This window comes from Streptomyces sp. S.PB5 (genome assembly GCF_030403745.1).
Lineage (GTDB): Bacteria > Actinomycetota > Actinomycetes > Streptomycetales > Streptomycetaceae > Streptomyces.
In genome coordinates, this window is record NZ_JAQMWP010000013.1 from 110,968 (window position 1) to 137,961 (window position 26,994).

Sequence of the window (26,994 nt, forward strand, 5' to 3'; positions counted from 1 at the left end):
AAGCTCGAAGAGCAGGCCCCAGGCCACTCCGCTCACGCAAGCCACCCCACGGCGCCCCGACCGTGTGACGCGTCATGCCCTGAGCAACACATAAGGCCAGGTCACGAGGTACGTGACCTGGCCTTTGTCTGAGCCGCCTTCGGGATTCGAACCCGAGACCTACGCATTACGAGTGCGTTGCTCTGGCCATCTGAGCTAAGGCGGCGCGCCGTCCACACCATGGTGCGATCAGCAACGTCGGTAAGTCTACACAGTTTCCGAGGGTGCTCCGCACCAGCCCCGGAGGGGGTCCCTCCGGGGCCATCGATGCCTGCTACGAGCAGCGCTTTCCTGCCGTGGGAGGCGTCCCGCGCAGCAGATACGCGTCGATCGTGGAGTCGACGCAGGCACTCCCCCGCCCGTACGCGGTGTGGCCGTCGCCCTCGTAGGTGAGGAGGCGGGAGGAGGAGAGCTGGGCGGCCAGGGCGCGGGCCCAGCGGTACGGGGTCGCCGGGTCCCGGGTTGTGCCGACGACGACGATCGGGTCAGCACCCTTCGCGGTGATGCGGTGCGGTTCGCCCGTGGGCCGCACCGGCCAGTACGCGCAGTTCAGGGAGGCCCAGGCGAGGCCCTCACCGAAGACCGGGGACGCCCTCTTGAACTCGGGCAGAGCGGCCCGCACCTCGTCCGGGGAGTCGAAGGCCGCGGGGAGGTCGAGGCAGTTCACGGCGGCGTTGGCGAACATCAGGTTGGAGTAGCGGGCGTCGGCGTCCCGCTCGTAGTAGCTGTCGGCCAGGAAGAGCAGGCCCGCGCCGTCGTTCTCCTGCATCGCCGAGGTCAGCGCCTCCCGCAGCTGCGCCCACGCGCCCTCGTCGTACATCGCCGCGATCACCCCGGTCGTGGCCAGCGCCTCACCGAGCTTGCGGCCGTCCACGTCGCCGGTGGGGATCGGCGTCACGTCGAGCTTCCTGAAGAACGCCTTGAGGTTCCCGCCCACCTCGTTGGCCTTCTTGCCGAGCGGGCAGTCCGGCTGCTGCACACAGTCCCGCGCGAACGACTGGAACGCCGTCTCGAAGCCCGCCGTCTGGTCCAGGTTCATCCGACGGGCCGGGAGCGACGGATCCATCGCGCCGTCCAGCACCAGCCGGCCCGCCCGGTCCGGGAAGAGCCCCGCGTACGTCGCCCCCAGGAACGTCCCGTACGACGCCCCCACGTACGTCAGTTTCGTGTCGCCCAGCGCCGCCCGCAGGATGTCCATGTCCCGTGCCGCCTCGACGGTGGACACATGGCGCAGCAGCTCGGGCGAGTGGGCGCCGCAGCCCTCCGCGAAGTCCTTGTACGCGGCGACGAGTTCGTCGGTCTCCTCCGCGTCGTCGGGCGTGGTGTCGGTCTGCGTGTACGCGTCCATGGCCCGCCCGTCGAGACACTCCACGGGCTCACTGCGGGCGACACCGCGCGGATCGACCGCGACGATGTCGTACCGGGCGCGCACCTCGGCGGGGTAGCCGATCCCGGCGTACGCCTGCAGATAGCCGATCGCCGAACCGCCCGGCCCACCCGGGTTCACCAGCAGCGAGCCGAGCGCCTTGCCGGAACCGGTCGCCTTCTTGCGGGCCACGGCGAGACGGACGTCGCCGTCGCCCGGCTTGTCGTAGTCCATCGGCGCCTTCATCGTGGCGCACTCGAAACCGGGCACCCCGCAGCTGCGCCAGTTCAGCTTCTGCCCGTAGTACGGGGAGAGGGCGGCCGGCGTGGCCTTCGGCAGCGCGGCCAGCGCCGCCGCCTCCACGGTCGAACCGCTCCCCGCGGAACAGGCGGAACAGGCGGACACGACCAGCGCGGCGACGGCGAGAAGGGCACCGCCGGTGGTGCGGGAACGCCGGTGACGGGGCTGACCGGGTGGGGACGCCGAGCGGGGACTGCGCCTGAAGTACATCCAGCGAGCGTAACCCTGCGCAGTCGCACGATTGCCTTCCGTACGCATTGCGGCTCGTACGAGTTACCTGGTCAACCTCCTGTTGATCGTGCCCGGCCGGCTCTCCTCAACCTGCTCTGAGCGCCGTCGCCATCGCCTCACCCCGCTCTGAGCGCCATCGTCATCGCCTCCACCGCAAGCAGCGGCGCAACATTGCGGTCCAGCGCGTCCCGACATGCGGCGATCGCCTCGATACGGCGGAGCGTGGACTCCGGGGAGCTGCCGCGGGCGAGCCGCTCCAAGGTGTCCTCCGCGTCCGCGTTGGCGATGGCCACGCGGGAACCGAGCTGGAGGGCGAGGACGTCGCGGTAGAACCCGGTGAGGTCGGTCAGCGCGAGGTCGAGGCTGTCGCGTTGCGTACGGGTCCGGCGCCGCTTCTGCTTGTCCTCCAGGTCCTTCATCACCCCCGCCGTACCGCGTGGCATCCGCCCGCCCTGGGCCGCGCCCAGTGCCGCCTTCAGCTCCTCGGTCTCCTTGGCGTCCATCTCCTCGGCGAGCAGCTTGGCGTCCTCGGCGGCCGCGTCCACGAGCTCCTGCGCGGCCTTGAGGCACCCGCCGATGTCCTCGACGCGCAGGGGCAGTTTCAACACCGCCGCCCTGCGCTCTCGCGCGGCCGGGTCGGTGGCCAGCCGCCGGGCCCGGTCGACATGCCCCTGCGTGGCCCGCGCGACGGCCGCGGCGACATCGGGCTCGATGCCTTCCCGCCGTACGAGCAGGTCGGCGACGGCGTCCACGGAGGGCGTCCGCAGATTGAGGTGGCGGCAGCGGGAGCGGATGGTGGGCAGGACGTCCTCGATGGAGGGGGCGCAGAGCAGCCAGACAGTACGGGGGGCGGGCTCCTCCACGGCCTTCAGCACCGCGTTGGCCGACTTCTCGTTGAGCCGCTCGGCGTCCTCGACGAGGATCACCTGCCAGCGCCCGGTCGCCGGCGACGTGAACGACTTCCGTACGGTGTCCCTCATGTCGTCGGCGAGGATCTGCGTGCCGACGGCGGCGACGGTGGTGACGTCCGCGTGCGTCCCGATGAGCGCCGTATGGCACCCGTCGCAGAACCCGCACCCGGGCACCCCGCCGAGCGCCCGATCCGGACTCACGCACTGCAGCGCGGCGGCGAAGGCCCGCGCGGCCTGCGTACGCCCGGCCCCGGGCGGCCCGGTGAACAGCCACGCATGCGTCATCTTCGACGCCTCGGGCGGCGGAGCGTCGACAGCAGCCGCGGTGACGAGCGCATCGGCATCCCGAGCGGCAGCGGTCAGCTGCTCACTCACCTTCTCCTGGCCGACAAGGTCGTCCCAGACGGTCATGCGCGGTGCCGCCCTTTCGTCATGGTCGCGGGTACGAAGTCCATTGTGGGGCCCACCACTGACAACGCCCCCTGCCGCTCCCCAGCTCACGGGCAGTCGTGCCGCTTGGGGCGGCACGGGTGGGCGCTGGGGGTCCCCCCTCTGGGGGAGGCACCCCGCCGGCGCGGGCGAGCGAACCCACCCGACAGCGCACCCGCCCCGGCCGCCCCGTCGAACCGGCCTCAGCCCCGACGCCCCCGACCACGCCTGCCCCGCTCGTCCCCGAACTCCTCGCCCTCCCGCGGACCGAGCAACTCGTCCGCCAGGGAAGGCAGGTCGTCCAACGGAGTCTCCTCGGCCCAGTCCGACCGGGCCCGCCTCCGGGGCGCCCCCGACTCATCGACCTGAGGCATCTCCCGCGTACGGTCCTCCGCCCCGTCGGGCGACGCCTGCTCCTCCCGGAAGAACCCCGGCGGCACCCGGTCCGCAGGAGCCTCCCCCGGCACCGGAGGCAGCACGGCGGTCTCGTCCGCCGCACCCGGCACGGGCGGCAGCACCGCGGTCTCATCCGCCGCACCCGGCGCCACAGGAGGCAGCACAGCCGTCTCGTCCGAGGCCCCAGCGCCGGCGCCGGCGCCGGCCGGAGGCTTCGGCAGCTCCGCCGTCACCTCGTTGTCGCCGCCCCCCGCGGCCTTCTCGTCCCGCACCGGCCGCAACACGGCCGTCTCCTCCACCGGCCCGCCCGACGCGTTCGTCGGAGTCACCACCGGCGTGGGCACAGTCGCCGCCTCCGGAGGAGCGGCCACCGGAGGCGTACCCTTCTTCGGGCCCGCCTCCGCGACCGCCGCCGCCTGCTCGGCGAGCCGCCGCGCCTCCTCGGCCCGCAGCAGCGCCTCCTCGGCCTTCCGCTGCTTCTCCACCCGCCGGGCCTCGGCTTCGGCCCGCAGCCGCGCCTCCTCCTCGGCCTGCTTGCGACGCCGGTCCTCCTCAGCCTTGCGCCGCGCTTCCTCCTCGGCCCGCGCCTTCTCCTCGGCAAGGAGCCGGGCCCGCTCCTCCTCGGCACGCTTGCGCGCTTCCTCGGCCCGCAGCCGGGCCTCTTCCGCCTGCCGTTCGGCCTCGCGCCGCTGCGCCTCCTCCAGCTCGCGCCGCTTGCGCTCCTCCTCCTCGGCGCGCAGCCGCTCCAGCTGCTCCTGGCGCTCGCGCTCCAGACGCTCTTCCTCGGCCTTGCGCGCGGCCTCTTCCTCGGCCTTGCGGCGCGCTTCCTCCTCGGCCTTGCGCCGGGCCTCCTCCTGCTCCCGGATCTCCTGCTCGGAGAGCGGCAGCAGCTGGTCGAGCCGGTGGCGTACGACGGTGGTGACCGCCTCGGGCTCCTGCCCCGCGTCCACCACCAGGTACCGCCCCGGATCGGCCGCGGCCAGCGTGAGGAACCCGGACCGCACGCGCGCGTGGAACTCCGCCGGCTCCGACTCCAGCCGGTCCGGCGCCTCGGTGAACCGCTCACGGGCGATCTCCGGCGAGACGTCCAGCAGGACCGTCAGGTTCGGCACGAGCCCGTTCGTGGCCCACCGGTTGATGCGGGCGATCTCCGTCGGCGACAGGTCACGCCCCGCCCCCTGGTACGCCACGGACGAGTCGATGTACCGGTCCGAGATCACGACCGCACCCCGCTCCAGCGCGGGCCGCACGACCGTGTCCACATGCTCCGCGCGGTCCGCCGCGTACAGCAGCGCCTCCGCCCGATGCGACAGCCCGGCGCTGGACACGTCCAGCAGGATCGACCGCAGCCGCTTGCCCACCGGAGTCGCCCCCGGCTCGCGCGTCACCACGACCTCGTGTCCCTTGGCCCTTATCCACTCGGCGAGCGCCTCGGCCTGGGTGGACTTCCCGGCCCCGTCGCCGCCCTCGAGCGCGATGAAGAAACCGGAGGACGCGGGCGCGGTCACCGGGTCGTCCCCGCCGAGCAGCGCGTCCCGCAGGTCCTGCCGCAGCGGCACCCCGGACCGGTCGTCGACCTTGGCCAGCACCAGCGCGGCGACGGGCAGCAGCAGCGCACCCACCAGCATCAGCGTGAACGCCGCGCCCCCGTGCGCGAACACGAACTTGCCGTTCTCCAGCCGGTGCGGCCCGATCAGCGCGGCCACCAGCGGTGCGATCACCGCGCCGAGCGCCACGAGGACCCGTACGACCGCGTGCAGATGCTCGGTCGTGCGTCCGCGCCGGTAGTCCTCGGTCTCCTGGTCCAGCAGGGTGTGTCCGGTGTTGGCGGCGACGCCCGCGCCGACTCCGGCCAGCGCGACGATCAGGATGACGGTGGTGACGTCCGGGACGAGCCCGGCCGCCAGCAGCGCGACGCCGGTGAAGGCGATCGCCAGCGCGAGCAGCCGCCGCCGCGACAGCGTGACGAGCACCTTGGGCGCCGTACGGATGCCGACGACGACCCCGCCGGTCAGCCCCAGCACCAGCAGGCCGTACGTCACCGGGCCGCCGCCCAGGTCCTTGGCGTGCAGCACGGACACCGCGACGGCCGCCGCGATCGCCCCGGCGACGGCCGCGGAGGCCAGCACCAACAGGGGCAGCGCGCCCGTGCGGCCCGTGTCGACGCCGGAGCCCGTCTTGGGGCGGCGCATGCCCTCCAGCGGGGAACGCGCGCGTGGCGTACGCGTGTCGGGCAGTTCGAGGAAGGTCAGGACGGACAGGGACGCGGCGAACAGGCCCGCCGCGACATATGAGGCGAGGGCCGCCTGGTGCTGGGCGAACCAGTCGATCCCGGCACCCAGCAGGTTGTTGAACAGCGAGGCGGTGACGAGCGCGGCGGCGGCGAGGGGGATCGCCACGAAGCTCGTACGCAGCGACAGGCGGCGCAGCGCGTCCATGTGGTCCGGCAGCGGTCGCACCGTCGCGCCCTCCGGCGGCGGCGCCGGCAGCAGGGCTGGCGCCGCGCTCTCCCGGCACACCGTCCAGAAGCGCTCGGCGACACCCGTCACGAAGGCGGTCACCAGAAGGACGGCCAGGGCGTCCTGCGGCGTCCAGTCGATCCACAGGGGGGCGACGATCAGCGCCAGCGCCCGTACGGCGTCCGCGCCGACCATGGTCCAGCGGCGGTCGAGCGGTCCCTCCTGGGAAGTGAGGGACGTCAACGGGCCAAGGAGCACCGCCCCGAACAGCAAGGTGGCCAGAATCCGCACTCCGAAGACGGTCGCCACTGCGAACGCCACACCGCGGTAGCCGCCGCCGAAGGAGCCCTCGGCGATCGCCGCCTGGAGGGCCAGGACGACCAGCACCAGCAGGGCGAGGGCGTCGCCGACACCCCCCACCAGCTGCGCGCTCCACAGCCTCCTGAGCTGCGGTCGCCGCAGCAGAGCGCGGACGGCACGCTCGCGGGAGTCCGCTGCAAGGGCGTCGTCGGGGGCCTGGTGGTGGGCCGTTGGCTGCTCGGCTCGCGTCATGCTTTCAGCCTATCGGGCAGCACCGACAGACCGCGGCGCCCGTCCGAACGTGCGCACGCCCCGACACCAAACCGATGCCGGGGCGTTCGTTTTGCGAACCGGTGGTGAAGTCCACGGCGCGACTCGGTCACATCAGACGCGGCAAGCCCGTCCGACACTTCGGTCGCGCCGGGCTCCTCAGTCCTCGGAGGCCGCCTTCGAAGCCGCCGCCTTCTTGGCCGTGGCGGTGGTCTTCTTCGCCGCCGTCTTCTTCGCCGCCGTCTTCTTCGCCGCGGTGGTCGTCTTCTTCGCGGCGGTCTTCTTGGCGGCCGTCGCCTTCTTGGCCGGGGCCTTCTTCGCGGGCGCCTTCTTCGCCGTCTTCTTGGCGGGGCCCTTGGCGCGCTTCTCGGCGAGCAGCTCGTAGCCGCGCTCCGGGGTGATCTCCTCGACGCTGTCGGCGGAGCGCAGGGTCGCGTTGGTCTCCCCGTCGGTGACGTACGCCCCGAAGCGGCCGTCCTTGACCACGACCGGCTTGCCGCTGACCGGGTCGGTGCCGAGCTCCTTCAGCGGCGGCTTGGCGGCGGCCCGGCCACGCTGCTTGGGCTGGGAGTAGATCGCGAGCGCCTCTTCGAGGGTGATCGTGAAGAGCTGGTCCTCGGTCTGGAGCGAGCGCGAGTCCGTGCCCTTCTTCAGGTACGGCCCGTAGCGCCCGTTCTGCGCGGTGATCTCCTGGCCCTCGGCGTCAGCGCCGACGATGCGCGGCAGCGACATCAGCTTGAGCGCGTCCTCAAGGGTCACCGTGTCCAGGGACATCGTCTTGAACAGCGAGGCCGTCCGCGGCTTCACGGCGTTCTTGCCGGTCTTCGGGGTGCCCTCGGGGAGCACCTCGGTGACGTACGGGCCGTAGCGGCCGGCGCGGGCGATGATCTGGTTGCCGCTGACCGGGTCGGCGCCGAGCTCGAAGTCGCCGCTCGGCTTGGCGAGCAGTTCCTCCGCGAGTTCGACGGACAGCTCGTCCGGCGCGAGGTCCTCGGGGACGTCCGCGCGCTGGTGGCCCTCGGCGTCCTTCTCGCCCCGCTCGATGTACGGGCCGTAGCGCCCGACCCGCAGCACGATGCCGTTGCCCACCGGGAACGACGACACCTCGCGCGCGTCGATCGCGCCCAGGTCGGTCACCAGCTCCTTGAGGCCGCCGAGGTGGTCCCCGTCGCCGTTGCCCGCCTCGGCCGCGCCGCCGCTCTCCGGGGTGCCCTCGCCGAAGTAGAACCGCTTCAACCACGGCACGGACTGCGCCTCACCGCGGGCGATGCGGTCGAGGTCGTCCTCCATCTTGGCGGTGAAGTCGTAGTCGACGAGCCGCCCGAAGTGCTTCTCCAGGAGGTTGACCACGGCGAAGGACAGGAAGGACGGGACGAGTGCCGTGCCCTTCTTGAAGACATAGCCGCGGTCGAGGATCGTGCCGATGATCGACGCGTACGTCGACGGCCGGCCGATCTCGCGCTCTTCGAGCTCCTTGACCAGCGAGGCCTCGGTGTAGCGGGCCGGGGGCTTGGTGGCGTGCCCGTCGACCGTGATCTCCTCGGCGGAGAGGCGGTCGCCCTCGCTGACCTGCGGCAGGCGGCGCTCACGGTCGTCCAGCTCGGCGTTCGGGTCGTCCGCGCCCTCGACGTAGGCCTTCAGGAAGCCGTGGAAGGTGATCGTCTTGCCGGAGGCGCTGAACTCGACGTCCCGGCCGTCGGCGGCGGTGCCACCGATCTTGACCGTGACGGAGTTGCCGGTCGCGTCCTTCATCTGGGAGGCGACGGTCCGCTTCCAGATCAGCTCGTACAGCTTGAACTGGTCGCCGGTCAGACCGGTCTCGGCGGGCGTGCGGAAACGATCACCCGAAGGCCTGATCGCCTCGTGCGCCTCCTGCGCGTTCTTGACCTTCCCGGCGTACGTCCGCGGGGCCGACGGCAGGTAGTCGGCGCCGTACAGCTGCGTGACCTGCGCACGGGCCGCGGCGACAGCGGTGTCGCTGAGCGTCGTGGAGTCCGTACGCATGTAGGTGATGAAGCCGTTCTCGTACAGCTTCTGCGCGACCTGCATGGTCGCCTTCGCGCCGAAGCCCAGCTTGCGGCTGGCCTCCTGCTGGAGGGTCGTCGTACGGAACGGGGCGTACGGCGAGCGGCGGTACGGCTTGGACTCGACGGAGCGGACGGCGAAGTCCGTGTTCTCCAGCGCGGCGGCCAGCGCGCGGGCGTTCGCCTCGTCGAGGTGGAGGGTGTTGGCGCCCTTCAGCTGGCCCAGGGAGTCGAAGTCACGGCCCTGGGCGACGCGCTTGCCGTCGACGCTCTGGAGCCGGGCGACCAGGGTCGACGGGTCGCTCGGGTCACCGGCGCGGCCGGTGCCGAAGGTGCCCGTCAGGTCCCAGTACTCGGCGGAGCGGAAGGCGATGCGCTCGCGCTCCCGCTCGACGACGAGCCGGGTGGCGACGGACTGGACACGGCCGGCCGAGAGGCGCGGCATGACCTTCTTCCACAGGACCGGCGAGACCTCGTAGCCGTAGAGGCGGTCGAGGATACGGCGGGTCTCCTGGGCGTCGACCATGCGCTGGTTGAGATCGCGCGGGTTCGCGACGGCGGCCCGGATCGCGTCCTTGGTGATCTCGTGGAACACCATGCGCTTGACCGGGACCTTGGGCTTGAGGACCTCCAGGAGGTGCCACGCGATGGCCTCGCCCTCGCGGTCCTCATCGGTGGCGAGGAAGAGCTCGTCGGAGTCCTTCAGCAGGTCCTTGAGCTTCTTGACCTGGGCCCTCTTGTCGGCGTTGACGACATAGATGGGCTCGAAGTCGTGCTCGACGTCCACGCCGAGGCGGCGCACCTCGCCGGTGTACTTCTCCGGCACCTCCGCGGCGCCGTTGGGGAGGTCGCGGATGTGCCCGACGCTCGCCTCGACGACGTAACCAGGGCCGAGGTAGCCCTTGATGGTCTTCGCCTTGGCAGGCGACTCGACGATGACGAGTCGGCGGCCGCCCTTTGCGGTCTCGCTGGTCGGGGACAACTTCGCTCTTCTCTCCGGTCGACGCTGGGGCCTCCCCCGCGTTCCCCCGGGGTCGGGTCATGGTGACGCTGCGGAGTGTGACGGTACATCCCGCCCCCGTGTCAAACGGGAAAAGCCCGCAACGGCCACTCGAACGGTAACCCGACTACCGCCATTCCTGCCGCCCGGAGTGCCCACCGGCTATTTCGAGCCTTACCGGAGGCGGACCTCCCAATTACTCGGACCTCGGCTTTTCCATGATCCTCAGATACGGGTGAAGCACCATGCGCCGACGGCCAGCGCCGCAACCGCGGCAAGGCTCGCGAGAGCGGCCGATGCGACCGGGTTCACACCGTGCGCGACCGGTTCGCGCTGTCGCAGCCGGGCCGCGGTCCACACCAGTAGTCCGCTTCCGAACAGGGCGAACACCACACCTGCGAAGATCGCCGGTCCCGTCTCCATGACGCCCCTGCCCCCTTTTGTCCCGTCCGCGAGTGTCCAGCCCCGGGAGGCTGTCACGCGCGGGCGGCGGCCAGGCGAACCTCAGGTGAACGCCGGGCCGACACGGCTGTGGACACTCCCCGGGGGCACCCCTGGACGCCCCCGGGCGGCACTCCCGCGGCCAGGCTCAGACGGCGCCGGGCGCGGGTATCTTTCCGGTCGTCTTCTCGTTGTCGGTCCGGCTCACGGTGCATACGGCCTTCTTGAACCCCAGATTCCAGTCGTCCTCATCCGCCACCCAGCCGTACACGGTTCGCTCCGAACCCGGCGCCCAAGTCGACTCGAATTTGTTCCCGCAGAGCTTGGTCGCGTTGTCCGCGCCTTTGTCGTAAGTCATGCTTCCGGGCGCCGCGACGGCCCCGATCACCTGGTCGGTGTGCGGTTTCGCGCAGTCGGTGAGCGGGGCGTTGTAGCCCTCCTCCTCTTCCTCGTAGACCCAGCAGTCGCCGACGCTCATCTGACCGACCCACAGATTGGAGCCCTCGTCCCGGAACCGGCCCACTTCACCGCCTATCGCGGCATGGCGGCCCAGTACGAGACATGCCGTACCGCTGTTGGCCGCGGTGAACCCCTCCTTCGTCGGTACGACGGCGTAGCCGCCCGCGTCCGGCAGGGCGTCGACGACCGCGCGCGTCTGGCTCTCACAGCGCCCCGCGCCCTCGGCGGCCGCGTCGGCGTGGTCGGTGGCCGTGTCGACCGCCACGACCTGCCCGTCCGGCCAGTCGTCGGTACAGCTCACCACGCCCAGATTCGGCGCCGACTTGAACGGCGTCCCCGACCACACCGCCTGCACACAGTCCCCGGTCTCCAACGGCTCGCTCAGCCCGACGACATCGCCGTACGGCAGCACGGGCCCGGACGGCGGCGCCGAGACCTTGGGCGAACTGGAGGTCGACGGCTTCTTCGGCGTGGCCACGTCGTCGTCGCCACCGCCGCCCCCGGTCAGCGAGACGGCCAGCCAGGTCCCGCCGGCGACGACGAGCACGACGGCCACGACGAGCGCGACGACCGCCAGCCGCTTCCGGGCGGGGTTGGGCGGTGGCATCGCCGGCCCGCCACCGGGCACCCCCGTCCCACCGGTCCCCCACCCGGCACCGAAGGTGCCACCGGGGTACGGCGCGTTGGAGGAACCGTCCGAGTAGGGCGGGTTCGGATTTCCCGCGCCGGGGACGCCACCCGCGTACGGCCCGTACGGCGTGGGGCCGCCGCCGCCCGCCGGGGGAGGCTGCGCGTAGGGATTTCCGGGTACGGCGGGCTGCGGCGGCGGAGCGGCCTGCCGCCACGGGTCGTAGGGCCCGGCACCCGGCGCTCCGGCCGGCGTCGCCGGTCCGCCGGCCCCGCCCGGACCGCCGGGACCGTACCCGCCCGCACCAGGACCCGCGGCTCCCGGCGTGGCCGGCCCCGCCGCCCCCTGGGGCGTACCGGCCGGGGTGTGCGGCGTCTGAGGCGTGCTCGGCGTCGGCGGCGCTCCCGGTGTCTGCGGGGCCCCGGGTGTCTGGGGTGTGCCCGGGGTCTGGGGTGTGCCCGGGGTCTGGGGTGTGCCCGGTCCCGCCGCCGCGGCCCATCCGGGCGGCGCGCTCGCGGCGTACCCGGGCGGACTCCCCACCGTCGGCAGGGCGTACCCGGGCGGAGGGCCGTCCGGCGGGGCTCCCCGGCCGCCGGGCGAGCCGCCCGCGACGGCCCCGAACGCCTGAGCGGGCGGCCCGAAGCCGTCCGGTGTGCCGCCCGCCGCCGCGGGCCAGGCCGGTGACGCCCCCTGCACCACCCGCTCCAGCCCCCGCGCCACCGTCTCCGGCGAGGACCTCCGCACCGGGTCCTTCACCAGCAACCCCTGCAGCACGGGCGCGAGTTCACCGGCCCGCACCATCGGTGTCGGCTCCTCGCCCAGCAGGGCCGTCAGCGTGGCGTAGTCGCCGTGCCGGTCGAAGGGCCCGCGTCCCTCCACCGCGGAGTACAGCGTCGCCCCCAGCGAGAACAGATCCGCGGCCGGTGTCGGCGGCTCCCCACGCGCGCGTTCCGGCGCCAGGTAGCCCGGTGTGCCGAGGATGCCTGCCGTGGCGGTGAGCCGGGGTTCGCGGGACTCGGGCTGGAGGGCGATGCCGTAGTCGGTGAGCAGCACGCGCGCGTACGGGTCGCCCGAAGCGTCCGACGCCAGCAGGATGTTGGCCGGTTTCACATCCCGGTGCAGGATGCCGATCCGGTGCCCGGCGGTCAGCGCGTCGAGCACGGCGAGCCCGATGCGGGCCGCCTGGACGGGCAGCAGCGGCCCTGAACGCCGTACGACCGCCTGGAGGTCCACCGCGTCGGGCACGTACTCCATGACGATCCACGGCAGGCCTTCATGCACCACCACGTCATGGACCGTCGCCACGTGCGGGTGGCCGCGCAGCCGCGCCGCGTGCCTGGCCTCGCTGCGGGCCCGGGCGATGCGCTGCGCGGGCTCGGTGGCGTCCATCGGCACGTCCGGGAGCGCGATCTCCTTCATCGCGACCTCGCAGGCCAACTCCTCGTCGTGCGCGAGCCAGACGCGGCCCATGCCGCCCGCGCCGAGCGTCCGCAGCAGCCGGTACCGGCCGTTGATGACCCTGCCTTCACCTTGATCCGGCGTATCCCCCGCCATCACGCCTCCCCCCGAGACCCGAGACAGCGCGCCTCCCCCGAGAACGCGTGAACTCTGTCTCTCGAAGGTAGCTTCGCACCTGCCACTGACAGGAGCCCTTTTCAGGAGCAATCCCAACAGATCGGGCACATGGGCCTCAGGGGTGCGCGCACGCCTCAGCGGTCACGCGGATCAGGCGTCAAGCGGAACCCGTCTCACACCGGATCAACGCGTTTCACGCCGGATCGAGGAACCCCTGCTCCACCAGGAGCCGGATCTGCGCCGGCGTACGGTCCCGCAGCAACACCGGATCCTCGCCGACCAGTTGGGCGATCGCGTCCAGGATCCGCCCCGCGCTCAGCGTCCCGTCGCACACCCCGGCGAACCCCGCGCCGACCGTGTCCACCTTGGTGGCCCGGCGCATTCCGCGGTTCTGCCGCAGCACCACATGCTCGGGATCCTCGGCACCGGGCAGCCCGACCTGCTCCTGGACGATCTCGGGCGCGAGCTTGAAATGCCCCGCCAGCAGCGCCGCGTCGTCATGCGCCCGCAGATAGTCGAGCCGCGCGAAGTGCGCCCGTACGGTGTCGCCGAGCGGCTGCTCGACGGGGTGCGGCCACTCCTCGGCGACGACGGAGGGCTCGGCGGCACTCGTCCTGCGCAGGGTGATCCAGCCGAACCCGACGGACCTCACCTTGCGCGCCTCGAACTCGTCCAGCCAGGCGTCGTACAGCGCCTGGTACTCGGCCGGGTCCCCGCGGTGGTCACCGGCGTCCCTGAGCCACAGCTCGGCGTACTGCGTGACGTCCTGCACCTCGCGCTGGACGATCCACGCGTCGCACCCGCGCGGCACCCACGACCTGAGCCTGTCCTGCCAGTCCTCCCCCTCCACGTGCTGCCAGTTGGCGAGGAACTGCGCGAACCCGCCCTCGTTCAGCCGCTCCCCCGCCTGCTGAACGAGCGACCGGCACAGATCGTCCCCGCCCATCCCGCCGTCCCGGTACGTGAGCCGCGCACCGGGCGAGATCACGAACGGCGGGTTCGACACGATCAGGTCGTACGTCTCCCCGTCCTTGACCGGCTCGAACAGCGAGCCCTCCCGCAGCTCGGCCGCCGGGACGCCGGACAGCGCCAGCGTGAGCCCGGTGATGTGCAGCGCGCGCGGGTTGAGATCGGTCGCCGTCACGCGCGTGGCGTGCTGTGCGGCGTGCAGGGCCTGGATGCCGGAGCCGGTCCCGAGGTCGAGGGCGGACGCCACCGGCGTACGGACCGTGATGCCCGCGAGGGTCGTGGAGGCGCCGCCGACGCCGAGCACGACGCCCTCGTCGCGGCTGCCGATGCCTCCGGCGCCCCCGACGGCGCATCCGAGGTCGGACACGATGAACCAGTCCTCGCCGGCGGGCCCGCCGTACGGCCGTACGTCCACGGTGGCGGCGACCTCATCGCCGGAAGGACCGCCGACCCGCGTGAGCCACCCGCTGTCCAGACACGCGTCGACGGGCAGTACGTCCGCCACGCGCGCGTGGAGCACCGGCTGCTGCAGCAGGAAGAGCCGTACGAGCGTCTCCAGCGGGGTGTCCCCGCGGGTCGCCCGGAGCGCGGGCACGGTCTCGCTGCGGGCGAGCGCCGCGTACGCGGGAGCGCCGAGCAGGTCGAGGAGCCCGTCGGCGGTGAAGGAGGCGCCCAGAAGGGCCTCCCTCAGGCGCGCGGCGACGTCGGGGCGGTCGGCGGAGGGCAGGGGGGCAAGGCTGGCGTTACTCACCCGTCCATTGTGAACCGGCGCCGCAGGCGATGCCTACGGCGCCGGGACCGCACAGGGGCGGAATCAGCTGGTGGTCGCCGACGCCGAGGCAGAGGCGCTCTTGCAGCTCTCCTGCTCGGACATCGCCTTGCCGACGTCGCCCTCCTCCAGGGTCTTCAGCGCATCGCTGCCGCTGGTGCTGAGCTTGTCGAGCTCGGTGGCGATGCCCTTGAGGCCGTCGGCGAACTTGGCCTGGTCCTTGGTGTCGAGCTTCTCGACCTTCTGCTGCAGGGAGGCGTACGACGCCGAGATGCCGTTGAGCTCCTTGACGGCGTTCTTCTGCTTCGTCTCGCCGTTCTCGACGTCCGGCGCCCCGGCCTTCGTCACCGCGGCCCCGATCGCCTTGTAGGCGTCGGACATGTCCTGGAAGGCCTGCGCGTCGGTCTTCTGGACGTCCTCCGGCGTGCTGTTGTCCGAGGTCTCCTTCTGGATCGCGGCGTTGGCGGCCTCGATCTTCTTGGCCTGCGGCTGTACGGCGTCGCAGACCTCCTTCGCCCAGGAGTTCAGCTTGTCGCTGTTGTCGTCGCTGCTGCATCCCGACAGCGCCAGTACCAGTACCGCACCGCCGGACAGTGCGGCCGCGAGCTTCTTGTTCACCGGATTGGTCCCTTCCATGGCTCTCGGCCCCGGAAGATACACGCCGGGCGGACCACGACCGCGCGCCGGTGCTCCGGTTAGGCATCTTTTGTAACCATTTGCACCAAGAGAGAGAAGGCTCACGATGAGGGCGCGAACGCACACAGGGCGGGCGGGCGACGCGTCAATGCGCGCCACCCGCCCGCCCCTTGAGCAGGCGCCCTCCAGGACCGTCTACGAAACCACCGCGGGATCAGCCGGCTTGACCGACCTTTTGGCGCTCTCCTCGTCTCCCACGGCGATCCCGCGCCGCTTGGAGACATAGACCGCACCGACGATCACAAGGAGCGAGAGCACGGCGATGGTGATGCGTACGCCGATGCTCTTGTCGTCGCCGTAGCTGAACTTGATGACCGCGGGCGCGATGAGCAGCGCGACGAGGTTCATCACCTTCAGCAGCGGGTTGATCGCGGGACCGGCGGTGTCCTTGAAGGGGTCGCCGACCGTGTCGCCGATCACCGTCGCCGCGTGGGCCTCGCTGCCCTTGCCGCCGTGGTGACCGTCCTCGACGAGCTTCTTGGCGTTGTCCCAGGCGCCACCGGAGTTGGCGAGGAACACCGCCATGAGCGTGCCCGCGCCGATCGCGCCGGCGAGGTACGCGCCGAGCGCGCCGACGCCGAGCGTGAACCCGATGAAGATGGGCGCCATCACGGCCAGCAGTCCGGGGGTGGCGAGCTCGCGCAGGGCATCCCGGGTGCAGATGTCCACGACCTTGCCGTACTCCGGCTTCTCGCTGTAGTCCATGATCCCGGGCCGCTCACGGAACTGCCGCCGCACCTCGTAGACCACGGAACCCGCCGACCGCGAGACGGCGTTGATGGCGAGTCCGGAGAAGAGGAAGACGACCGCGGCGCCCGCGATGAGGCCGACGAGGTTGTTGGGCTGCGAGATGTCCATCATCAGGTTCATCGGGGCGCCCTCGCCGGACACCTTCTCCCCGACGTCCTGCGCGCCCGTGATGATCGCGTCACGGTACGACCCGAAGAGCGCCGACGCCGCCAGGACGGCGGTGGCGATGGCGATGCCCTTGGTGATGGCCTTGGTGGTGTTGCCGACCGCGTCCAGGTTCGTGAGCACCTGCGCGCCCGCGCCCTCGACGTCACCGGACATCTCGGCGATGCCCTGGGCGTTGTCGGAGACCGGCCCGAAGGTGTCCATGGCGACGATCACACCGACCGTGGTGAGCAGACCGGTGCCGGCCAGCGCCACCGCGAACAGCGCCAGCATGATCGACGTGCCGCCGAGCAGGAACGCCCCGTAGACGCCGAGGCCGATCAGCAGGGCGGTGTAGACGGCCGATTCGAGACCGACGGAGATACCGGCGAGGACGACGGTGGCCGGGCCGGTGAGCGAGGTCTTGCCGATGTCCCTGACGGGACGCCGGGTGGTCTCGGTGAAGTAGCCGGTCAGCTGCTGGATGACGGCGGCGAGCAGGATGCCGATCGCCACCGCGATGAGCGCGAGGATGCGCGGGTCGCCGTCCTTGCCGGCGATCGCCGCGTCGGTGACGCCGTCGAGATCGGCGTACGACGACGGCAGGTACGCGAAGACGGCCACGGCCACCAGCACGAGCGAGATCACCGCGGAGATGAAGAACCCTCGGTTGATCGCGGACATGCCGCTGCGGTCGGACCGGCGCGGTGCCACCGCGAAGATGCCGATCATGGCGGTGATCACACCGATCGCCGGGACGATCAGCGGGAAGGCGAGTCCGGAGTCGCCGAAGGCCGCCTTTCCGAGGATCAGCGCGGCGACCAGGGTCACGGCGTACGACTCGAAGAGGTCGGCCGCCATGCCCGCGCAGTCGCCGACGTTGTCGCCCACGTTGTCGGCGATGGTCGCGGCGTTGCGCGGGTCGTCCTCCGGGATGCCCTTCTCGACCTTGCCGACCAGGTCGGCGCCGACGTCGGCGGCCTTGGTGAAGATGCCGCCGCCGACACGCATGAACATGGCGATCAGGGCGGCGCCGAGGCCGAAGCCCTCCAGCACCTTCGGTGCGTCGGCCGCGTACACCAGCACGACACAGGAGGCGCCCAGCAGACCGAGCCCCACCGTGAACATGCCGACGACGCCGCCCGTGCGGAAAGCGATCTTCATTGCTTTGTGCGAGACGGCGGTGAGATCCTTTTCCGGCTCACCTTCCGCAGGAGTCGCTTCCCGTGCCGCCGCGGCAACGCGCACATTGCTGCGCACGGCGAGCCACATGCCGATATACCCGGTGGCCGCCGAGAACGCCGCGCCGATCAAGAAGAAGACGGATCGACCGGCACGCTGATTCCAGTCGTCCGCGGGCAGCAGCATGAGCAGGAAGAACACGACGACGGCGAATACGCCGAGTGTGCGCAACTGCCGTGCCAGATAGGCGTTCGCGCCTTCCTGCACCGCCGAAGCGATCTCTTTCATGCTGTCGGTGCCCTCGCCCGCCGCGAGCACCTGGCGCACCAGGATGCCCGCGACCACGAGCGCGGCCAGTGCGACGGCGGCGATCACCCAGACGATGATCCGGTTGTCGTCGGTCAGAACCGCGGCTGCGAGGGAAGTGGGATGGTCCAACTGCTGAGGGGTAGAAAGCCCCGCCATTCGTCCTCCTTGACGCTTGGGCTGAGCTCAAGATGTGGACGGATTGTAGGTACCCCGCCCTGATCAAAACAGGGCGCGGTAAACGGAATTGGTCTTCACGGCTCTTCAGCAAAAGATCGACGTCACGCCACAGGACCCTAAAGAGCTAATGCCCCAAAGGCATTGACGTCTCCATAGGCCCTTGATCGAATTATCGCGCGATTGATCGTGAATTTCTTCACGAATTCCCGCGCACGATCACTCTACGGGCGCGCACGGCCCCCGGACATGCCGAAGGGCCCTACTCGGTAGGGCCCTTCGGGCACAAAGCGTGAGTGAGGGTCAGGGAAGCGTCGCGGCCGGCGGAGTGGACGGCCAGGTCATCCTGATCGACCCGCCGTGCTCCCCTGCGGTGACCTCCACGTCGTCCACGAGGCCGCTGATGACCGCGAGGCCCATCTCGTCCTCTTCGGACTCCACATCGGGATCCTCGGCGGCCCCGCCGGGCACCCGGTCACCCGGGGCCGAGCGCGGCGCCTCGTCGCCGACCTCGATGGAGAACTGCTTCTCCTCCTCGATCAGCAGCACCTTCACGGGTGCGGTGATGCCACTGTTCTGGTGCAGCCCGACGGCACGGGTGCAGGCCTCGCCGACGGCGAGCCTCACCTCGTCGAGAACGGCCTCGTCCACTCCGGCCCTGCGCGCCACCGCTGCCGCCACCAGTCGGGCGGTCCGGACGTGCTCGGGCAGCGCGCTGAAGCGGAGTTCAACGGTGGCCATGCATCCCCCTCGGAACTACGGGCGTGCTGTCGGGGGACCGGGCTGCCGATAGCCCGGACCCCCCATGTACTACGACCGCCCCGGGCACGGTCCTTTTCCGCGCCCGGGCCGGGTGGATCAGTCGGTGGCCGCCACCGCTTCCTCGACCGAGGTGTGGATCGGGAACACCTTGGTGAGACCGGTGATACGGAAGATCTTCAGAATGCGCTCCTGGTTGCAGACCAGGCGCAGCGAGCCCTCATGGGCACGCACCCGCTTCAGTCCGCCGACCAGCACGCCGAGCCCGGTGGAGTCGAGGAAGTCCACGCCCTCCATGTCGACGACGAGGTGGAAACTCCCGTCGTTCACCAGCTCGACCAGCTGCTCGCGCAGCTTGGGCGCGGTATATACGTCGATTTCGCCACCGACCTCGACGACCGTACGATCGCCGACGGTACGGGTCGACAGGGACAGGTCCACGGATCCTCCAGCACCTTGCTATCGAGCGGTCGCCCGTTAGGACACTCTCGGCAGAGCCCCCAGGACGGTTCGCCAGCCGCGATGGCATTCAATCACTTACCGGCAGGCGTGCACGACGCCTTGGTCCCATTGTCCGTCACGCCAGTGACACACTCGGTGCCGATGGCCAAGAATCACCGATCCGATCGACCCTCGGCGGACACCGTCTCCCGGCCGGAACCGGGCACGGTCCTGGACCGGCTCGCCTCCGGGCCGAGCCGGGCTGCGCGCATCACTCATACGGAGCACTTGCCCCCGCGCGAGGGCCGCCATGCCGTCTGGCCTGACCGGATTCGTTCGGAGGTCGTCGCCGCGGTGCAGGCGGCCGGTGTCGAACACCCCTGGGCCCACCAGGCACAGGCGGCCGAGCACGCCCTCGACGGCGACTCGGTGGTCGTCGCGACCGGCACGGCCTCCGGCAAGTCCCTGGCGTACCTCATGCCGGTCCTGTCGGCCCTCCTGGACGGCTCCGAGGCCCCCAACGGCCGCGGGGCCACGGCTCTCTACCTCGCCCCCACGAAGGCGCTGGCGGCCGATCAGTGGCGTTCTGTGAAGGAACTTTCACAACCGCTGGGCAATTCAGTTCGACCAGCGGTCTACGACGGCGACACCCCGTTCGAGGAACGCGAGTGGATCCGCCAGTACGCCAACTACGTGCTGACCAACCCGGACATGCTGCACCGCGGCATCCTCCCCTCCCACCCGCGCTGGTCCTCCTTCCTCAAGGCGCTCAAGTACGTCGTCATCGACGAGGTGCACACCTACCGCGGCGTCTTCGGCTCCCACGTCGCCCAGGTCCTGCGCCGCCTGCGCCGCCTCTGCGCCCGTTACGGCGCCTCCCCCGTCTTCCTGCTGGCCTCCGCGACCGCCGCCGAGCCCGCGGTCGCCGCACGCCGCCTCACCGGCCTCCGGGTGGTGGAGGTCGCCGACGACGCCTCACCCCGTGGTGAACTGGTGTTCGCCCTCTGGGAGCCCCCGCTCACCGAGATGCAGGGCGAGAAGGGCGCACCGGTCCGCCGCACCGCCACCGCCGAGACGGCGGACCTCCTGACCGACCTGACCGTCCAGGGCGTCCGCTCGGTCGCCTTCGTGCGCTCCCGGCGCGGCGCCGAGCTCATCTCGGTCATCGCCCAGGAGAGGCTGGCCGAGGTCGACCGCTCCCTGGCCCGGCGTGTTGCGGCCTACCGGGGCGGCTATCTCCCGGAGGAACGCCGCGCCCTGGAACAGGCCCTCCACTCGGGCGAGTTGCTGGGCCTCGCCGCGACGACGGCCCTGGAACTCGGCATCGACGTCTCCGGCCTGGACGCCGTGGTGATAGCCGGCTACCCGGGGACGCGCGCGTCCCTGTGGCAGCAGGCGGGCCGGGCGGGCCGCTCGGGCCAGGGGGCGCTGGCGGTCCTGGTCGCCCGGGACGACCCCCTGGACACGTTCCTCGTCCACCACCCCGAGGCCCTCTTCGACCAGCCCGTGGAGTCGACGGTCCTCGACCCCGACAACCCCTACGTGCTGGCCCCGCACCTGTGCGCCGCGGCGGCCGAACTACCCCTGACGGACGAGGACCTGGAGCTGTTCGGCCCGGCGACCGAGGGCCTGCTCCCCCAGCTGGAGGCCGCGAAGCTGCTGCGCCGCCGTACGAAGGCCTGGCACTGGACCCGCCGGGAATCCGCGGCCGACCTCGCCGACATCCGCGGCGGGGGCGGCAGCCCGGTCCAGATCGTCGAGTCCGGCACGGGCCGCCTCCTGGGCACGGTCGACGCGGGCGCCGCGCACACGACGGTCCACGCGGGCGCGGTCCACCTCCACCAGGGGCGCACCTATCTCGTCCGCTCCCTGGACCTCGACGAGTCGGTGGCCCTGGTCGAGGAGGCGAACCCCACGTACTCGACCGTGGCCCGCGACACGACGTCGATCTCCGTCCTGGAGACGGACATCGAAGTCCCGTGGGGCGAGGGCCGGTTGTGCTACGGCTCGGTCGAGGTCACCAACCAGGTCGTCTCCTTCCTGCGCAGACGTCTGATCACGGGCGAGGTCCTGGGCGAGACGAAACTCGACCTCCCTCCCCGTACGCTCCGCACCCGCGCGGTGTGGTGGACGGTCACCGAGGACCAGCTGGACGAGGCCCGCATCAACCCCGAGATCCTCGGCGGCGCCCTGCACGCGGCGGAACACGCCTCGATCGGCATGCTCCCGCTGTTCGCGACGTGCGACCGCTGGGACATCGGCGGGGTGTCGATCCCGCTGCACCCCGACACGTTGCTCCCCACGGTCTTCGTCTACGACGGCCACCCCGGCGGCGCGGGCTTCGCCGAGCGCGCCTTCCACACCGCCCGTGCCTGGCTCACCGCCACCCGCCAGGCCATCGCCGCCTGCGAATGCGACGCCGGCTGCCCGTCCTGCATCCAGTCCCCCAAGTGCGGCAATGGGAACGACCCGTTGCACAAGAGGGGGGCGGTGCGGTTGCTGACGGTGCTGTTGCGGGGGGCGCCGGAGGAGAAGGCGGAGGAGGAGAACGCGGAGGGGGGAGCGACCGAGGGGACGGTGCCAGCCGAGTCGGCCTCGGCGGTCACCCCGGCGGAGGGAACCGCTCCGCCGGAGGGAGCTGCCCCGCAGGACGGAGCCGCCCCGGCGCACGGAGCCGCCCCGCCGGCCCCCGCTACGGAACCTCCGGCGGCGGAAGCGACTCCGCAGGGCTGACCGGTGAGGTCCCGGGCGGCGGTGGCTGCCCCGGGGTTCCGGCAGCTGCCGACGGGGTCAGTTCCGCCGGTCCCGCCCGTGCCCTGACCTCCGCCACGAACACCCCCCGGCCCGCCGTCGCCGTCACATCCGAGATCTCGCCCACCATCGCGCACCGCACGAGCCGGGTGCCCTGGGCACGGGCCACCCGCTCCGCCCGGGCACAGGCCCCCGCCCCGCCCGCCGCCCAGTGATCCGCCGCCGCGAGCGCCGCGAGATCCGCACCGCCGGCCGCCCGGTGCCGGACCACGACGGCCTGCCCCAGGGCGAGCACGACTCCGAACACGACACACAGCACGGCGATCGCACCGACGCTCCAGACGGTGGCGGAGCCACGGTCGGAGGCGAGGCGACGGCGCGGCGGCGACCCCTCTCGCAGCTCCCCTGCTCCCTCGCCGACCCGTCCCAACCCCCCGCTCACGTGCCCGCCCCCTCCACCCAAGCCACCGCTTCCTCCCGTACCTCGAACGGCAGCCCGTGCAGTACCGGCGGCCTGGCCACGACCACCACACGGACCCGGTCCGCCTCCCGGCTCACCGTGACCGTGGCGCCCCGTGGAGCCGCCTCCCGGGCCACCGAGACGACCGCGTCGGCCGGATCCTGCCGCGCCGCCGCCCGGGCCCCCGTACGTGCCGCGTCCACACACTGGATCTGGGCGGCCACCACGAGCAGCCCCCACACCAGCGCCATCGCGAACATGACCAGCACGGGCAGCACCACGGCCGACTCCGCCGTCACGAACCCCCGGTCCGATCGGCCCCGTTCACATCCGCGCATCGAGGGCCTGCTTCACGATCCCCTGCAGCTCCGCGCTGACGGCTCCACTGGTCACCACCTTGTAGAGCACCGCCGCGAACGCCACCGCCGCGACGATCCCCACCGCGTACTCGGAGGTGACCATCCCCGCGTCCCTCCGCACCGCACGCGCCGCCACCCCGCACACCAGGACACGCACCCGCGCCCGTACCGCCTTGCACATCTCAACCCCCGTAAAGGTCAGTTCCGTTGACTGATGTTCCAGTCGACCGCTCTTCTCTCCTGCCGACCGCTTCTGTGCCGACCGGCTCCAGCGCACTCCACCGCTCACGCCCCCTTCATCCACCACCACCTCCCAGCACCGGCCCCGCCAGCCCGATCACCACGGGCAGCACCCCGACCGCGATGAACGCGGGCAGGAAACACAGCCCCACCGGCGCGGTCACCATGACCGCCGCCCGCCGGGCTCGCGCCGTCGCGGTGCGCGCCCAGTCCGCGCGGGCCTCCGCGGCCAGCCGGGCGACCGGTGCGGCCGCGGGAAGCCCGGACACATCGGCCCGTTCCAGCAGCCGCGCCAACGGTCCGGCGCCCGGCATCGCACCCAGCCGCCGCCACGCCTCCCCGGGCGCCCCGCCGAGCCGGACCTCCGCCGCACCCCGTGCGAGCCCCTCCCCGACCGGACCGCCCAGCGCCTCGCCCACCGCCTGCGCGGCGATCACCGGACCGGCTCCGGCCGCGATACAGGCCGCAAGCAGATCGGCGGCGAGCGGCAGTTGGCGTACGGCCTCTGCGGTGTCGTACTCCTGCTCGGCACCGGAGACCGGCTGCCGCTCGCGCCACCACCACAACCCGGCCGCGACGAGCAGCCCCACCACGGCTCCGGCGGCTCCGCCGATCAGCGCCCACCCGCCGGCCACGACGCCCAGGAGGGGCAGCCGGCGCCGCAGAGCCGCGGTCGTCTCTCCCCGCCCGTCACCGGAGTTCGCCTCCCGGCCCAGCAGCCGAGCCAGTCGCCGCCGGAGTCTGCGCTCCCGTCGCATCCCCGCCGTCCACCGGGCGAGCCACCCGAGGACCAGCGCGGCCCCCACAACCGCCCCCAGCCTGTGGACAACTTCCGCACTCACCACGCCCGCCTCTCCGGACCTGACCCGATTCCCGTTCTCACGCCGCCTCCGCTCTCCGCACGATCCGTGTCGCCCACCACATCCCCAGCCCCTCCAACAGGCCGCCGATCACCAGGCACCCGAGGCCCGGGCCCGTGTGCAGCAGGACATGCAGCGGGTCGGAGCCGAGGGCCGTGCCGAGGACCAGCCCCAGGGCGGGAAGTCCGGCGAGCATGAAGGCCGTGGCGCGGGCGCCCGCCAACTGGGCGCGCAGATCCGCACGCTGGTCCCGCTCCGCGCGCAGCGCCGCTTCCAGCCGGTCGAGTCCGGCGGCGAGTCCCGCACCCCGGTCCACGGCCACCCGCCAGCACGCCGCGAGGCCCAGCAGCCCGTCGGCTCCCGGTCGCCGTGCGGCCTCCGCGAGGGCGCCCGGTACGTCACCACCGAACCGTGCCGCCGCCAGTACCGCCGGCTGCGCCTCGCCGAGCCCTTCGGAGTCGCGTGCGGCTCGCAGCACGGCCTCGCTCGGCTGCCGTCCGGCCCGCACCTCTCCGGCGAGCGCCCCGCACAGCGCGATGACCGCGTCCCCCCGCCGCTCCCGGGCCCGCCGCGCCTCCCCGGCCAGCCGGACCCGCCGCAGCAACGGCACCCCGGCCGCCCCGAGGACCAGCGGCAGCACCGAGGCCCCCAGCACGGCCAGCGCCAGTCCGGCCGCGACCGCCCACCACTCGCTCCCCAACCTCCGCACTCCACCGGCCAGTTGGCGCCAAGCAGGCGGACCGGTCCCGACCGCCCCACCGGCCCCCGCGAGCAGCAGCTCCGCGCGCCGCGCCCCGGAACGCCGTCCGGCCGAGAGCCAGACCGCCGCCGCCCCGGCACCCATCAGGGCCGCCCCCGCCGACATCCCGGACCCTCCGCTCACGCCGATCACCCCATGTCCTCCCGTCCCCCGGCACCTCGGTCACTCATGACCCCGGCTCCCCTCGCCACCGCACAGCCCGCTGCCCATCGAGGCCCGAGCAGCCCTCGCAGCCGCTCCCACCCCCGCTCGTACGCGAAGCCCTCCGCACCCCACCGCAGCGCCGGCACCGTCCGCACCAGCCCCGACGGTTCCCGCTCCAACACATGCACCTCGGCGATCCGCCGCCGCCCGCTCCGGTCCCGGGCGAGATGCAGGACCACCGAGAGCGCCGCCGCCAACTGGCTGTGCAGGGCGGTCCGGTCGAGCCCGGCGGCCGTCCCCAGCGCCTCCAGCCGGGCCGGCACATCGGCGGCCGCGTTCGCGTGGACCGTCCCGCAGCCGCCCTCATGTCCCGTGTTCAAGGCAGCCAGCAGATGCACCACTTCAGGCCCGCGCACCTCCCCGACCACCAGCCGGTCCGGCCGCATCCGCAGCGCCTGCCGGACCAGGTCCTGGAGCGTGACGAGCCCCGCACCCTCCTGGTTGGCGGGTCTGCTCTCCAGCCGTACGACGTGCGGGTGATCGGGCCGCAGCTCCGCGGAGTCCTCGGCGAGCACGATCCGTTCGTCAGGTCCGACAAGCCCCAACAAGGCACTCAGCAACGTGGTCTTGCCGCTTCCCGTCCCTCCGCTGACGAGATACGACAGCCGCGCCTCCATCAACGCCCGCAGCACCCGGTCCCCGCCCGGCGGCACCGTGCCCGCCGCCACCAGCTCGTCGAGCGTGAACGCGCGCGGCCGTACGACCCGCAGCGACAGACAGGTGCAGTCGACGGCGACCGGCGGCAGCACCGCGTGCAGCCGGGTCCCGTCGGGCAGCCGGGCGTCCACCCAGGGCCGCGCGTCGTCCAGCCGCCGTCCGGCCACCGCGGCCAGCCGCTGCGCGAGCCGTCGTACGGCGGCGGCATCGGGGAAGGACACCGTCGTCAGCTCCAGCCCACCGCCCCGGTCCACCCAGACCCGGTCCGGCGCCGACACCAGGACGTCCGTCACGGACGGGTCGGCGAGCAGCGGCTCCAGCGGCCCACTGCCGACCAGCTCGGAACGCAACCGATCGGCCGCCCCGAGGACTTCGGCGTCCCCGAGCACCCGCCCCTGCTCCCGCAAGGCCTGCGCGACCCGCGCGGGCGTCGGCTCGGCACCGCTCTCGGCCAGCCACTGCCGTACACCGTCCAGCAGCGTCGGGGACAGGTCGGCGCGGCTGTCCACGGCACGGACGCTTCTTGCGGGCACGGCCCGCGTGCCCTCCCGCTCGAACATCACTCCCCGCCTCATGCCGCCTCCACCAGCGCCCGCTCCCAGAAGCCCTTGCAGAACCGCGCCAACGGACCCCGCCCGGCCGCCCCCGGCGGTGTCCTGCTCTCGTGCGGCCGCAGCAGCCCGGCCTCCACGGGCACCTCGCCCACCAGCGGCAGGCCGAGCAGCCGGGCCACCTCGCGGTCGTCGAGTCCGGGTGCGTAGGGCCCGCGTACCGCGACGCGCAGATCGCGTACGACCATGCCGACCGCGGAGGCCACTCGTCCGGCCGCCGCGAGGGCACGGAGTTCGGCGGGGACGACGAGGATGCCGAGGTCGAGCTGGGCGAGGGTCTCGGCGACGCCGTCGTCGATGCGGCGGGGCAGGTCGACGACGACCGTGCCGCCCCGGCGGCGGGCCGCGGCGAGCACCGCGCGGACGGCCTGGGGAGGGACGGCGACGCAGTCGCCGCGGTCCCAGCTCAGGACCCGCAGGGAGTGCAGTTCGGGCAGGGACTCCTCCAGGGCGCCGCCGCCGACGCGGCCGCGCGAGGCGGCGAACGCGGGCCAGCGCAGTCCCTCGGCGGTCTCGCCGCCGAGGAGTACGTCGAGTCCGCCGCCCAGGGGATCGGCGTCCACGAGCAGGGTGCGCAGTCCCTCCCGCGCGGAGGTGACGGCGAGGGCGCACGCGAGCGTGGAGGCCCCGGCGCCGCCCCGGCCGCCGATGACGCCGACGGTGAGGGCGGGCCGGCCGATGCCCTCGGCGACGTCGGCGATGCGGTCGACGAGCCACTGCTCACCGTCGGGCAGCATCAGGACATGGTCGGCGCCGATCTCGACGGCCCGGCGCCAGACCCCGGAGTCGTCCTGGTCCCGCCCGACGAGCACGACTTGGCCCCGGCGGCCCGCTCCCCGCACCCGGCGGACGGCGTCGTCGCCGACCAGGACGAGCGGTGCGGCGTCCCAGCGGCCTCTCGGTTCCGGCATCCCCGGATGGACCTCCGGGGTGGCGCCTGCCGCCGCGCACAGGCGCAGCAGGTCGTCCAGAAGCACCGGGTCCTCGGTGACGATCAACGGTCCGCCCTGCCGCCCTCCGGCGGCGGACGGCGGATCGTGTGTGACGGCTGCGGCCACGATTTCCATCCCC

General features: G+C 72.4%; 19 protein-coding genes and 1 tRNA gene. 1 reads left to right on the top strand and 19 read right to left on the bottom strand.

Going from position 1 to position 26,994, the window contains the following annotated elements:
• Nucleotides 1–131 precede the first annotated feature (131 nt).
• The 12 genes from PH203_RS31235 to bldG form a co-directional block, all read right to left on the bottom strand.
• A tRNA-Thr gene (locus PH203_RS31235) sits at nt 132–205 on the bottom strand.
• 108 nt (nt 206–313) lie between these two features.
• On the bottom strand, nt 314–1,915 hold the full coding sequence (locus PH203_RS31240; RefSeq protein WP_289924148.1) for an alpha/beta hydrolase: 1,602 nt from the start codon (nt 1,913–1,915) through the stop codon (nt 314–316).
• A gap of 137 nt (nt 1,916–2,052) precedes the next feature.
• On the bottom strand, nt 2,053–3,258 hold the full coding sequence (locus PH203_RS31245) for a DNA polymerase III subunit delta' (RefSeq protein WP_289924149.1): 1,206 nt from the start codon (nt 3,256–3,258) through the stop codon (nt 2,053–2,055).
• A gap of 221 nt (nt 3,259–3,479) precedes the next feature.
• Complete coding sequence (tmk, locus tag PH203_RS31250) at nt 3,480–6,683, bottom strand: dTMP kinase (protein WP_289924150.1); 3,204 nt, start codon at nt 6,681–6,683, stop codon at nt 3,480–3,482.
• A gap of 177 nt (nt 6,684–6,860) precedes the next feature.
• Nucleotides 6,861–9,707 (bottom strand): type I DNA topoisomerase, encoded by a 2,847-nt coding sequence (gene topA, locus PH203_RS31255; protein ID WP_289924151.1) that lies wholly within the window; start codon nt 9,705–9,707, stop codon nt 6,861–6,863.
• Between the two features lie 243 nt (nt 9,708–9,950).
• Nucleotides 9,951–10,148 carry a hypothetical protein gene (locus PH203_RS31260; protein WP_289924152.1) on the bottom strand — a complete coding sequence of 66 codons (198 nt, stop codon included), beginning with the start codon at nt 10,146–10,148 and terminating at the stop codon, nt 9,951–9,953.
• 166 nt (nt 10,149–10,314) lie between these two features.
• Nucleotides 10,315–12,807 carry a serine/threonine-protein kinase gene (locus tag PH203_RS31265; RefSeq protein WP_289924153.1) on the bottom strand — a complete coding sequence of 831 codons (2,493 nt, stop codon included), beginning with the start codon at nt 12,805–12,807 and terminating at the stop codon, nt 10,315–10,317.
• A gap of 214 nt (nt 12,808–13,021) precedes the next feature.
• Nucleotides 13,022–14,548 carry a class I SAM-dependent methyltransferase gene (locus PH203_RS31270; RefSeq protein WP_289924155.1) on the bottom strand — a complete coding sequence of 509 codons (1,527 nt, stop codon included), beginning with the start codon at nt 14,546–14,548 and terminating at the stop codon, nt 13,022–13,024.
• Nucleotides 14,549–14,611: 63 nt separating this feature from the next.
• On the bottom strand, nt 14,612–15,202 hold the full coding sequence (locus tag PH203_RS31275; protein WP_289924157.1) for a small secreted protein: 591 nt from the start codon (nt 15,200–15,202) through the stop codon (nt 14,612–14,614).
• Nucleotides 15,203–15,397: 195 nt separating this feature from the next.
• Complete coding sequence (locus PH203_RS31280) at nt 15,398–17,803, bottom strand: sodium-translocating pyrophosphatase (RefSeq protein WP_289924158.1); 2,406 nt, start codon at nt 17,801–17,803, stop codon at nt 15,398–15,400.
• A gap of 321 nt (nt 17,804–18,124) precedes the next feature.
• Entirely contained in the window at nt 18,125–18,562 is a 438-nt protein-coding gene (locus PH203_RS31285) for an ATP-binding protein (RefSeq protein ID WP_289924159.1), read from the bottom strand.
• 117 nt (nt 18,563–18,679) lie between these two features.
• Nucleotides 18,680–19,021, bottom strand: coding sequence for an anti-sigma factor antagonist BldG (bldG, locus tag PH203_RS31290; RefSeq protein ID WP_003975386.1), 342 nt, complete (start codon nt 19,019–19,021; stop codon nt 18,680–18,682).
• 81 nt (nt 19,022–19,102) lie between these two features.
• On the opposite strand from bldG, the gene PH203_RS31295 reads away from it, so the two are divergent.
• Nucleotides 19,103–21,754, top strand: a complete 2,652-nt coding sequence (locus PH203_RS31295; protein WP_289924160.1) for a DEAD/DEAH box helicase — start codon at nt 19,103–19,105, stop codon at nt 21,752–21,754.
• Here the strand turns inward: PH203_RS31295 and PH203_RS31300 are convergent.
• From PH203_RS31300 to ssd, 7 genes are all read right to left on the bottom strand, one after another.
• On the bottom strand, nt 21,714–22,172 hold the full coding sequence (locus PH203_RS31300) for an Rv3654c family TadE-like protein (protein WP_289924408.1): 459 nt from the start codon (nt 22,170–22,172) through the stop codon (nt 21,714–21,716). The two genes, PH203_RS31295 and PH203_RS31300, sit on opposite strands and share 41 nt — an antisense overlap.
• Nucleotides 22,173–22,210: 38 nt before the next feature.
• Nucleotides 22,211–22,570 (bottom strand): TadE family type IV pilus minor pilin, encoded by a 360-nt coding sequence (locus PH203_RS31305; RefSeq protein WP_289924161.1) that lies wholly within the window; start codon nt 22,568–22,570, stop codon nt 22,211–22,213.
• Nucleotides 22,557–22,772 (bottom strand): DUF4244 domain-containing protein, encoded by a 216-nt coding sequence (locus PH203_RS31310; RefSeq protein ID WP_289924162.1) that lies wholly within the window; start codon nt 22,770–22,772, stop codon nt 22,557–22,559. The genes PH203_RS31305 and PH203_RS31310 overlap by 14 nt, the downstream gene beginning before the upstream one ends.
• A 115-nt stretch (nt 22,773–22,887) precedes the next feature.
• Nucleotides 22,888–23,673, bottom strand: a complete 786-nt coding sequence (locus tag PH203_RS31315; protein ID WP_289924163.1) for a type II secretion system F family protein — start codon at nt 23,671–23,673, stop codon at nt 22,888–22,890.
• A 37-nt stretch (nt 23,674–23,710) separates the two neighbouring features.
• Nucleotides 23,711–24,556, bottom strand: a complete 846-nt coding sequence (locus tag PH203_RS31320; RefSeq protein ID WP_289924409.1) for a type II secretion system F family protein — start codon at nt 24,554–24,556, stop codon at nt 23,711–23,713.
• A 23-nt stretch (nt 24,557–24,579) separates the two neighbouring features.
• Nucleotides 24,580–25,887, bottom strand: a complete 1,308-nt coding sequence (locus PH203_RS31325) for a TadA family conjugal transfer-associated ATPase (protein ID WP_289924165.1) — start codon at nt 25,885–25,887, stop codon at nt 24,580–24,582.
• Nucleotides 25,884–26,990 carry a septum site-determining protein Ssd gene (ssd, locus tag PH203_RS31330; RefSeq protein ID WP_289924166.1) on the bottom strand — a complete coding sequence of 369 codons (1,107 nt, stop codon included), beginning with the start codon at nt 26,988–26,990 and terminating at the stop codon, nt 25,884–25,886. The genes PH203_RS31325 and ssd overlap by 4 nt, the downstream gene beginning before the upstream one ends.
• Between the last annotated feature and the right edge of the window lie 4 nt (nt 26,991–26,994).

What these genes read in the sequence shown, in the direction of transcription:
- PH203_RS31240 (WP_289924148.1), bottom strand. Translation starts at nt 1,915, where the DNA reads ATGTACTTCAGGCGCAGTCCCCGCTCGGCGTCCCCACCCGGTCAGCCC.
- PH203_RS31245 (WP_289924149.1), bottom strand. Translation starts at nt 3,258, where the DNA reads ATGACCGTCTGGGACGACCTTGTCGGCCAGGAGAAGGTGAGTGAGCAG.
- PH203_RS31280 (WP_289924158.1), bottom strand. Translation starts at nt 17,803, where the DNA reads ATGGCGGGGCTTTCTACCCCTCAGCAGTTGGACCATCCCACTTCCCTC.
- PH203_RS31310 (WP_289924162.1), bottom strand. Translation starts at nt 22,772, where the DNA reads ATGTGCAAGGCGGTACGGGCGCGGGTGCGTGTCCTGGTGTGCGGGGTG.
- PH203_RS31295 (WP_289924160.1), top strand. Translation starts at nt 19,103, where the DNA reads ATGGCATTCAATCACTTACCGGCAGGCGTGCACGACGCCTTGGTCCCA.
- tmk (WP_289924150.1), bottom strand. Translation starts at nt 6,683, where the DNA reads ATGACGCGAGCCGAGCAGCCAACGGCCCACCACCAGGCCCCCGACGAC.
- PH203_RS31260 (WP_289924152.1), bottom strand. Translation starts at nt 10,148, where the DNA reads ATGGAGACGGGACCGGCGATCTTCGCAGGTGTGGTGTTCGCCCTGTTC.
- PH203_RS31275 (WP_289924157.1), bottom strand. Translation starts at nt 15,202, where the DNA reads ATGGAAGGGACCAATCCGGTGAACAAGAAGCTCGCGGCCGCACTGTCC.
- PH203_RS31320 (WP_289924409.1), bottom strand. Translation starts at nt 24,556, where the DNA reads ATGTCGGCGGGGGCGGCCCTGATGGGTGCCGGGGCGGCGGCGGTCTGG.
- PH203_RS31305 (WP_289924161.1), bottom strand. Translation starts at nt 22,570, where the DNA reads ATGCGCGGATGTGAACGGGGCCGATCGGACCGGGGGTTCGTGACGGCG.
- ssd (WP_289924166.1), bottom strand. Translation starts at nt 26,990, where the DNA reads ATGGAAATCGTGGCCGCAGCCGTCACACACGATCCGCCGTCCGCCGCC.
- PH203_RS31285 (WP_289924159.1), bottom strand. Translation starts at nt 18,562, where the DNA reads ATGGCCACCGTTGAACTCCGCTTCAGCGCGCTGCCCGAGCACGTCCGG.
- PH203_RS31325 (WP_289924165.1), bottom strand. Translation starts at nt 25,887, where the DNA reads ATGAGGCGGGGAGTGATGTTCGAGCGGGAGGGCACGCGGGCCGTGCCC.
- PH203_RS31265 (WP_289924153.1), bottom strand. Translation starts at nt 12,807, where the DNA reads ATGGCGGGGGATACGCCGGATCAAGGTGAAGGCAGGGTCATCAACGGC.